5 protein-coding genes are annotated in these 2730 nt (G+C 66.7%); 1 reads left to right on the top strand and 4 read right to left on the bottom strand.

The annotated features are described in order from the left end of the window. A partial coding sequence (locus G3N97_RS37910) for a hypothetical protein (RefSeq protein WP_205997868.1) occupies positions 1-227 on the bottom strand: 227 nt, incomplete at its 3' end. A 1-nt stretch (position 228) separates the two neighbouring features. On the opposite strand from G3N97_RS37910, the gene G3N97_RS37915 reads away from it, so the two are divergent. After that, positions 229-960 (top strand): RNA polymerase sigma factor FliA, encoded by a 732-nt coding sequence (locus G3N97_RS37915; RefSeq protein WP_065065662.1) that lies wholly within the window; start codon positions 229-231, stop codon positions 958-960. 213 nt (positions 961-1173) lie between these two features. Here G3N97_RS37915 and G3N97_RS37920 read toward each other — a convergent pair whose 3' ends face one another. From G3N97_RS37920 to flgA, 3 genes are all read right to left on the bottom strand, one after another. Then, the gene (locus G3N97_RS37920) at positions 1174-1620 is read right to left on the bottom strand and encodes a flagellar protein FlgN (RefSeq protein ID WP_065065611.1); all 447 of its coding nucleotides are present in this window, start codon (positions 1618-1620) and stop codon (positions 1174-1176) included. 42 nt (positions 1621-1662) lie between these two features. Next, positions 1663-1971, bottom strand: coding sequence for a flagellar biosynthesis anti-sigma factor FlgM (gene flgM / locus G3N97_RS37925; RefSeq protein WP_241031084.1), 309 nt, complete (start codon positions 1969-1971; stop codon positions 1663-1665). Positions 1972-2170: 199 nt separating this feature from the next. Next, positions 2171-2730 (bottom strand): flagellar basal body P-ring formation chaperone FlgA (gene flgA, locus G3N97_RS37930; protein ID WP_205997870.1); only part of this gene is annotated, 560 nt, incomplete at its 5' end.

Here is a 2730-nt window from a genome sequence, read left to right on the forward strand (position 1 = left end):
GTCGAGACCGCGCCTGCCGGCGTGGCCGCCGCCGCCGTCTCGGCCCACGCAGCACATGCAGCACAAACCGAATCATTCGTTTCGACCGTCACAGGCGTCCCATCCGCGCCCGCGCCGGCCCACGCCGGATGGCGGGCGGACCCGCCCGTGCAGCGCCCCGCGCCGCAGCACGCATGACGTGCGGCGGACGACAGGCGCAGCAAGGGAAAAGAGAAGCAGGAGAGCATGATGTATAACGCTCAAGGAAAAATTTCGCAGGCCGATGTCCTCGCGAAATACGCGCCGCTGGTCAGGCGTCTGGGTCTGCAGCTCGTGGCGAAAATGCCTGCGAGCGTGGATCTGGACGACCTCATCCAGGCCGGCATGATCGGTCTGATGGATGCGGCCAACCGCTACAAGGAAGACCAGGGCGCGCAGTTCGAGACCTACGCGAGCCAGCGCATCCGTGGGGCGATGCTCGACGAGCTGCGCAGCAACGACTGGCTGCCGCGCAGCCTGCGCCGCACTTCGCGCGAGGTGGAGAGCGCCGTGCATCAGGTGGAGCAGCGGCTCGGACGCTCGGCGAGCGAAACCGAGATCGCCGACCATCTGAGCATGCCGCTCGACGAGTATCAGTCGATGCTGCAGGACCTGCATGGCAGCCAGCTGATCTACTACGAAGACTTCGACCGTTCCGCCGAGGACGAGCCGTTCCTCGACCGCTATTGCGTCGATCACTCGGATCCGCTCTCGGCGCTGCTCGACGACAGCCTGCGCGGCGCGCTCGTCGAAGCGATCGAACGCCTGCCCGAGCGCGAGAAGCTGCTCATGTCGCTGTACTACGAGCGCGGCATGAACCTGCGCGAGATCGGCGCGGTGATGGAGGTGAGCGAGTCGCGCGTGTGCCAGCTGCACAGCCAGGCGGTGGCGCGTCTGCGTACGCGTCTGCGCGAGATGTCCTGGGCCGGCACCGAGAATTAAGCGGCGGCGGGTTCGGAGCGAAAAGAGCCGGAGTGCGCAAGCGCTCCGGTTTTTTTATGGGCGTTCGCGACGCGCGCGGAGCGATGCACGAAAGCGCGCGGAGCACGCGCCAAAACAAAAAAGCCGAAGCAATCCGCTTCGGCTTTTTCTGTCGCTGCGCGGCGTCGTGCCGCGCGCTTTAATCCAGGCTCACAGCCGGCATCGCAGCCGGCTTTACAACCCGAACGCAGGCAAACGGCCGTCGGGACCGTACAGCATCGTCGCGCCGGTATTGGTCTCGCCGCGCAGGATCGCCAGCGCACGGCGGTTATGTTCCATGCGCGTGCGGATCATCATGCCGATGGTGAGGTTCTGGCGTCGCGCGCGCTCGGTCGAACCCTTGAGCAGCGCCCATTGACCCGTGAGACGCGTGTCGCCGTCGCAGGCCAGTTCGATGCCCTTGCGGCCGCCCGGCAGACCGAGACCGGCCAGCTGCGCGTCGCGCACCTTTTCGAGCCCGGCCAGACGCTGCGTGAGCGTCGACTTCTGCTCGACGATCTGCGGCAGCGAATCCATGCCGTCGGCCGAGGTGAGCGCCTTCTCTTCGAAGGCGAGCAGCGACGCGAAAGCCTCAACAGCGGCGTGTTCGTCGATCAGTGTGGCGAGCAGGTCGTCTTTCATCGGTACCACCAGTCAAAGCGGATTGCGGGCCGGCGAAGGCAATCAGTTGCCCGTTGCCGGCTGCTTGATCAGACCGCGCGCCGTGTCGAGGATCCCATCGGCGATCTTGCCGGTGTCGATCTGCAGCGTGCCGTTCTTGATAGCGTCCTTGATCGACTGGACGTGATCCATGTCGATGTCGGCGCTATCGCTCGACGGCGCCGAGCGCAGCGTCGAGGAAAGCGAGGAAAGGCTCACGTTGGCGTCTCCGGGAGTGCCGCCCGTCGACGCGGTGCTGGCGGCCGCGGCGGGAGACGCCGTGCTGCCGGCGCCGATGGCGCTCGCGGTATCGCCCTGGCCGGTACGCGCCAGGCTGTCTTGCAGCGGGCGCGCTTCGTTGCGATTGGAGGTGTCGATGTTCACGATGGGGCTTCCTGATCCGTATGCCCTTGATAACGGCGGGCGCGGCGCGAACTTTAGCGGAAAAAGTCCCGGCGTTACATGCTGTTACGTGTGCTGGCGCACATAGAGCGCAGCCCCGTTTTGCGCCGTCCCGGCCGTTATTTCGACCCTAAATCTGGATCTCCACCGTCGAGGCGTCCTTCACGACGCCGCTGATGATCTGCCCGTTGGGCGTGCGCACGCGCACCATCTGTCCGGGCGCGGCATTGTTGAGCACGCTGCCCTCGGAGGAAATCGTGAAATTCGGGCCCACGGCGACCACCTTGACCGTCTGGCCGATGACCACCGACGAGGCGCTGCGCAGCATGTCGGAGCGCAGCGGCAGGCCTTGCGTGATGCGCATGAGCGCGACCGCGCCGTTGGCCTGCTGCGGATCGGTGATGATGGTCTGCGGCAGGCTTGCGAGGTCGCCGTCGCGTGGCAGGTAGTCGGCGGCGGAGAGCGCCTCGCCTGCGTTGATCTGACGCGCGGCCACGTAGTAGGTCACGTTGATCGCGATGCGGCCGATCACGTAGAGCGTCCACGGCTTCGCGCCCACGCAGCGCACGCCCACGGTCGTGCGGCCCCACATGCGCGCGCCCGGCGGCATGAACGGTTCGAGCGCGGCGCAGGCCGCGAGGCCGCGCGGGAAGACCTGCGCGACCGTGATGCTGACCTTGCCCGGCAAGC

Source organism: Paraburkholderia sp. Ac-20347 (assembly GCF_017104805.1).
Classification (GTDB): domain Bacteria; phylum Pseudomonadota; class Gammaproteobacteria; order Burkholderiales; family Burkholderiaceae; genus Paraburkholderia; species Paraburkholderia tropica.